The sequence below is a fragment of the Lentihominibacter sp. genome (genome assembly GCF_046951855.1).
Taxonomy (GTDB): domain Bacteria; phylum Bacillota; class Clostridia; order Peptostreptococcales; family Anaerovoracaceae; genus Lentihominibacter; species Lentihominibacter hominis.
This window is the reverse complement of the sequence record NZ_JBKTXS010000027.1, coordinates 22,856-29,105: the sequence shown is the minus strand read 5'-3', so window position 1 is coordinate 29,105 and position 6,250 is coordinate 22,856. Positions and strand designations below refer to the sequence as shown.

General features: G+C 42.9%; 5 protein-coding genes. 1 reads left to right on the top strand and 4 read right to left on the bottom strand.

The window, feature by feature from the left end:
• The 3 genes from ACLR96_RS07820 to ACLR96_RS07810 form a co-directional block, all read right to left on the bottom strand.
• The coding region (locus ACLR96_RS07820; protein ID WP_412265557.1) for an isoleucine--tRNA ligase at nucleotides 1-1,512 on the bottom strand (1,512 nt) is incomplete at its 3' end.
• 746 nt (nucleotides 1,513-2,258) lie between these two features.
• Nucleotides 2,259-3,587 carry an APC family permease gene (locus tag ACLR96_RS07815; protein ID WP_177269268.1) on the bottom strand — a complete coding sequence of 443 codons (1,329 nt, stop codon included), beginning with the start codon at nucleotides 3,585-3,587 and terminating at the stop codon, nucleotides 2,259-2,261.
• Between the two features lie 46 nt (nucleotides 3,588-3,633).
• A complete protein-coding gene (locus tag ACLR96_RS07810) occupies nucleotides 3,634-4,527 on the bottom strand; it encodes a carbon-nitrogen hydrolase family protein (RefSeq protein ID WP_177269266.1) in 894 nt (297 codons plus the stop codon).
• 211 nt (nucleotides 4,528-4,738) lie between these two features.
• Here ACLR96_RS07810 and ACLR96_RS07805 point away from each other — a divergent pair, with 211 nt between their 5' ends.
• Nucleotides 4,739-5,401, top strand: coding sequence for a hypothetical protein (locus ACLR96_RS07805; protein ID WP_177269264.1), 663 nt, complete (start codon nucleotides 4,739-4,741; stop codon nucleotides 5,399-5,401).
• 71 nt (nucleotides 5,402-5,472) lie between these two features.
• Here ACLR96_RS07805 and dapB read toward each other — a convergent pair whose 3' ends face one another.
• Nucleotides 5,473-6,237: a 4-hydroxy-tetrahydrodipicolinate reductase gene (gene dapB, locus ACLR96_RS07800; protein WP_177269262.1), complete on the bottom strand. Its 765-nt coding sequence runs from the start codon at nucleotides 6,235-6,237 to the stop codon at nucleotides 5,473-5,475.
• Nucleotides 6,238-6,250: the final 13 nt, after the last annotated feature.

The following is a 6,250-nucleotide window of genomic DNA, read 5'->3' as shown; positions in this document are numbered from 1 at the left end:
TGTAAGATGTACATCATCCACGTACGGTCTGTGAAGCTCAATGTCTTCAGTGATATTTTCCTGTGCTTTTTCCACCAATTCAGCTCTACTGCCGATACACTCCAGATGTCCGCATTCGCATCTCCAGATAGGTATAGGCGTACCCCAGTATCTGTTTCTGGAAATTGCCCAGTCGTTTACATTTTCAAGCCAGTTTCCGAATCTCTTTTCGCCTACGAAATCAGGAAACCAGTTTACTGTATTATTGTTTGCAACAAGCTGATCCTTAAGCTTGGTCATCTCAATATACCAGCTTGGCTTAGCATAGTATACAAGCGGCGTACCGCATCTCCAGCAGTGAGGGTAATTATGCTCCATTTTTTCCTTTGCGAAAATCTTGTCCTCTGCTGCTAGCCACTTGATTATATCTATATCCAGACCTTCTTCCATTACGAATCTGCCTGCCCACGGCGTATCGGTATACTTACCCTGCTCATCAACAGGATTTACGACAGGAAGATCATATCTTCTGCCTGTGTTATAGTCATCCTCACCGAATGCAGGTGCCGTGTGTACAATTCCTGTACCATCTTCTATTGTTACGTAATCTGCACAGGTAACAAAGAATGCTTTCTTGTCAGGTTTGATGAAAGGCATAAGCTGTTCGTATTCTATATACTCGAGATCCTTGCCCTTCATCTCTTCTATGATTTCATAGTTATCAGCTCCCAGAACCTTGTCTGCCAGAACCTTTGCTGCATAAAATACTTTGCCTTTTTCATCGCCTGCAGTCATCTTGACTTTAACGTAATCAACGTCAGGACCTACTGTCAGCGAAACATTGGACGCTAAAGTCCATGGAGTTGTAGTCCATGCAAGGAAATATTCATCAGCATCTTTTCTCTTAAACTTTGCAGTTATGGTATTTACTTTAACTTCTTTATACCCTTGTGCTACTTCATGGGAAGCGAGGCCTGTCCCACATCTCGGACAGTATGGGAGAATCTTGTGCCCCTCATATACTAAACCAGCTTTGAAAAATTCCTTGATTATCCACCAGCCTGTTTCTATATAATTGTTATCAAGCGTAATATAAGGATTATCAAGGTCTATGAGATATCCCATTCTTTTAGTCATTTCTCTCCACATACTTTCATATGTGAATACCGATTCCTTACATTTCTCGTTGAACTCTTTTATTCCGTATTTTTCTATATCTTGTTTACCGCTCATGTTGAGCTGCTTTTCCACTTCAATTTCAACAGGAAGTCCGTGAGTATCCCATCCCGCCTTACGCTTTACGGCATAACCCTGCATAGTCTTGTATCTACACACCGAGTCTTTCAGAGTTCTTGCTATAACGTGGTGTATTCCCGGTCTGCCGTTGGCTGTAGGAGGGCCCTCATAAAATATGAAAGATTCATTTCCTTCTCTTGTACTTACACATCTGTGAAGCAAATCTTCTTTTTCCCATTTTTCAGCCTGCTCTATCTGATGCTGAGCTATAGGCTTTTCCGATAAGTTTTTGATCATCTTATATCTTCCTTTCGATTGTTTGCCTGCAAAAAACAGGCATATAGGTTATACCCTTCAGTATTTCAATTGATTTTAAGTCTTAAATTCCACTTAACCTGCCTTTTTGTCCGAAGAGCTTTAGGCGATTCGCTGACAAAACGGACAGCGCAGCAGCATAGCTGCGTAGGAGTATCCGCAGGATACGTTGCCTTTTTGTCCGAAGAGCTTTAGGCGATTCGCTGACAAAACGGACAGCGCAGCAGCATAGCTGCGTAGGATACGTTGCGCGCCAAAACAAGTTTTGGGCAGGTCCATTCACTGAAAAATCACCACGCGCTGAAGCGCTGTGATTTCTGTGTTTGGGCCGCACGCTAAATCGTAGATTTAGGCTGCTCATAAAAAAACGTCCCTAACTAATGTTAGGGACGATAATAAACCGCGGTACCACCCTAGTTACGGGACTATCATCCCATCTCTCTTAAAGTGTTAGACTCCGAAGTGATTTTCACTATCCGCTTCACCGATGCACTCTCAGCTTTCGCACATCTCTCTGTAAGGATATTAGGCAGAGCTACTGTCTTCATCACAGCCTTGCTATTCTCTTTTTGTACTCTTATCATTTTATATTGCATACACTGTAAAGTCAAGAGAGTTTACCATGAAAGCGATATTTTCAGATTGCAAACTTATTTTTTCTGATACTCCTTCAAAGAAATTTTAATTCCCCGCGCTTTTGACTGTAAAGCTACTTGCTCTTTCAAACCTCAGTCGTCGATTCCCAGTTCCGGCGGCTCTTGCTTCAATCCCTTGGTCAAAACCAACAGATAAATAATTCCTGCCACTGTCCATGCGCAGCCCAGAATAATGGCAAATCTATCCAGATGCGCCAGAAGATACAGGCAGAGAAGAGCACCAAGTATTGGGAAAATCAGGTATAAAACCACGCCCTTCGCCGACCGCTCCTTCTGTTTAACGAAATACTGCGCAATTACAGAAAGATTCACAAAGAAGAATGCAACGAAACCGCCGAAATTGATATATGCCGTCGCTTTGGTCACGTCAAGAAAAATTGCAACCAACGCTATCGCGCCGATAAGGAAAATGGCATTCATCGGCGTCTTTCGTGCCTGGTGCAATTTGCCGAAAAGCTTCTTCGGAAGCACGCCATCCCTGCCCATGGCATATAAAAGACGTGCGCCGCTGGCCTGCGCCGACAGGCCAGCCGCAAACTGACCTACGATCGTGCCGATAAGGAAGATTGCACCGAAGATAGAAGGGGCAACCTGCTTAGCAATCTCATATGCAGCATTGTCAGGGTTCGCATAATCATAAGACGGATGCACCAGATGCGTGAAATAAGTCACAACCAGGAAGATCGCACCGCACGCAAGCAGCGTAAGGATGATTGCCCTGGGAATGTTCTTTGTCGGATTAATGGCATCTTCTGTAAATGTCGTCAAAGCGTCAAATCCCAAGAAACAGTAGCACGCAGCTGCCGCTCCGGCCACGGTATAGCTGAAATCAATATCAGGATTATAAAAAGGAGAGAAAGACGCCAGTGTGCCTTCGCCCATGCCTTCCGTAATCGCTTTGATGGTAAAGATCAGGAATGCGACAATGATGCCCACCTGAATCGCAACCATGACGAAATTAATCTTGCTTCCGACCTCAGCACCAATAAAATTAATCAGTGATGTGATGACGATAAAGCCGATCAGCCATACCCACGAAGGGACTGCCGGAACAGCCGCACTCAGATAGGACGCTCCAATCAGCCAAATTGCCATCGGAAAGAAAACATATCCTAAAAGCACAATCCAGCCGGCAAGCACACCCAGTTTAGAATTGATAGCCTTTCTCGTATATGTATAAGTTGACCCGGCCGTCGGATACGCCTTAGCCATATGCCCATAACTTAGCGCCGTAAACAACATGGCAACAACAGCGAAACAAATCGAACCCGATTCAACGCCGTGAGATGATGTCGCAATAACCCCATATATGGTATATGCGATCATCGGTGTAAGAAAAGCCACGCCGAAAATGACGAGATGATGCAACTTCATAGTACGTTTTAACGTATTATCATTCATGTTAATTTCCTCCTTTTAGATGCTATCGAGAATCGCCGGCACATTCCTATAAAAACTTCTTATAAAGCTGCGGTCTGTAATCCGGTTCACCTGTGATTTCCTTATCGACAAACAGACGCCTTGTGGCCAGCGAAAGGTCTATGGTCTCCATGTGAATACCCTCCTGCACATTGTCCTTATTGCCTGCATAATAATGCAGATTCGTCTCGTAAAACGGTGTAATCTTCGGTCCTATAATACAGCTTCCGCCGCCGAAATAATCCACTATATCGGTTCCTGTAAGATTAGCGCTTGCCACATATATGGTATTGCACAGTACTCCGTACTCAAGAGTAGGCGCATAATAATCTATGAACGCCTGTCTGCTGCCTTCCTTAGGAATCTCTTCAATAACGGCGGTAGGGTTCAGATATAATCTTGAACCTTTATATACGTAATGCCTCATAAGTTCAGGGAACTGATACGTATCGAAGCATATTCCCACAGAGATAGGTCCCCACGGAGTATCAAACATAAATGGCTTGTCTCCCTTCGCGCACCAAATACTTTCTGTTTCAAATGGATGCATTTTCTGATATGCTCCGATAACACCCTCAGGCCCTATGGCCACCGCTGAATTGTAAAGGGTAGCGTCATCTGAATCTTTTAATTTTTCAGCCATCCCAAAGACAACATAAACTCCGTATTTTTCAGTTATCTCTGCGATCCTGCTGCATGACGGCCCGTCAATAGTTTCAGCCGATCGTATTTTGTCCTCCTGAGAAACAGTCTCGTCTACATAATAATCATATCCATAAAGACACATTTCCGGGAACAGGATTAGGTCAGCTCCTCGCTTTGCCGCAGCCTCAGTGAATCCGCACATACGTGACAAATTGCTTTCCTTGTCAGCCGCGTCAACTTTAAAATTCACTACGGCAACCGTGATAATATCTTTCATAATATCTCGCCTCTTTTCATCAAGTGATAAAATATCACATACTATAATGTTCACCGTTATTTTATTCACAATATAGGGTTAAGTCAACCTTTTATTTATCTATTTTCGAGATAATATTAAATACTGAAATTTCGAATTTTTCTTGCATTTATAAATTTTATCTGGTAAACTTTTCACAACGATATTCCCCCAGTGATTGAGGAGGTTATTTATGAGAAGGAGATTTAAATATCCTGCAGTTCTTGCAGTGCTTATCATCGTGCTGTCAATATCAGCATGCGGTGATAAGAGTGAAGAGACCGGAAATGATTCTGATAAGGCTTGGGCTGACCGATATGTCGCTCTGATTCAATCAGGAGAAGCAAGAGATTATGAAGATTATGACAACATGAAAAAAGAGCTTGACAGAGTAAAAGAAGAATCCGGTGCCACTTATGCATATATACTCTCACCTATGGCTGACGGCAAGCCTGCGCTGGACGGTGATCCGTCAAAAGATTTCGCCATCACTGTAGATGCAGGAGATGAGCCTGATGACTGGGGAGTCACATATGAATGGGAAATCCAATTCAAAGAAGCTTGGGACGGTGACCCTGCAACCGCCAGATCTGCATGGGATGACAGTGAAGAACTCCAGTGCTGGTCCGCATTTGCTCCCGTATATGACAGTGAAGACAATGTAGTATGTATATTGGGTATAGATTATCCTTGTACTGATGTAATAGCTGACTATCCTGAATGGAACAGAGATCATCCTGAATGGAACGGTTATGAGACAGAAATCACAGGAGAAATTCCGGCAGCTGTACAAACTCAAATAAATGAAGTAAAAACCTTAGCAGATAAATATGCTAAAGAATTAAGCGCAAAATAGATTTGCTTACAACATCGCAAAAGAAACGGCACACCGAATAGCTGATCCCGGTGTGCCGTTTCTTTTTTGCTTTATATCTTATTATCTTCAATTACATCTTCCATAGTGTAAAGCCCAGCTCTTTTTCCTTTCATGAAAAGTACGGCATCACATGCGCCCGAAGCATAGCATCTCCAATCATAAGCATCATGAGATATCTCCATTTTTTCTCCCATACAGCCAAACACGACCCTGTGGCTGCTGGGAGTATTCCCCGCTCTCACAGAATGAATCTCTATATCTTCATAATTTTTGTCAGGAGAATGTTCTGATATTTCTTCTGCTATCTCTACAGCAGTACCGCTGGGCGCGTCTTTCTTAGTCTCACTGTGCATCTCAATTATCTCTATTTTACACTTATTCCCCAGTTTCTCGGCTGCTTCCCCCAATAGCTTTTTCATTACATTAACTACGTAAGAAGTATTGGCAGCCTTCATCATAGGTATTACATCGGCTGCTTCAGTCATCTTTTTATCCTGTTCACAGCTGAATCCTGTCGTTCCACAGATAAAAGTTTTTTCATGTCTGATACAGCTTTCAAGTATTCTAACAGAAAGCTCAACTGTGGAAAAATCCACCACCATATCACATTTTTCTATGATCTCGTCTATATCATCGTATACTAAAGCGCCTATTTCAAATCCTACTCCTGATACTATTCCTACATCTTTGCCTATATAATCACGCCCCGGAGCCCCTACTGCACCTATAATCTGTATATTTTTCCTTTTATATGCCTCCTGCGCTATAAGTCTGGCCATATTTCCTCTCGGCGCCGTAATAACTATCTTTACCATCAAAACCAACCTT

What these genes read in the sequence shown, in the direction of transcription:
- ACLR96_RS07815 (WP_177269268.1), bottom strand. Translation starts at nt 3,587, where the DNA reads ATGAATGATAATACGTTAAAACGTACTATGAAGTTGCATCATCTCGTC.
- ACLR96_RS07810 (WP_177269266.1), bottom strand. Translation starts at nt 4,527, where the DNA reads ATGAAAGATATTATCACGGTTGCCGTAGTGAATTTTAAAGTTGACGCG.
- ACLR96_RS07805 (WP_177269264.1), top strand. Translation starts at nt 4,739, where the DNA reads ATGAGAAGGAGATTTAAATATCCTGCAGTTCTTGCAGTGCTTATCATC.
- dapB (WP_177269262.1), bottom strand. Translation starts at nt 6,237, where the DNA reads ATGGTAAAGATAGTTATTACGGCGCCGAGAGGAAATATGGCCAGACTT.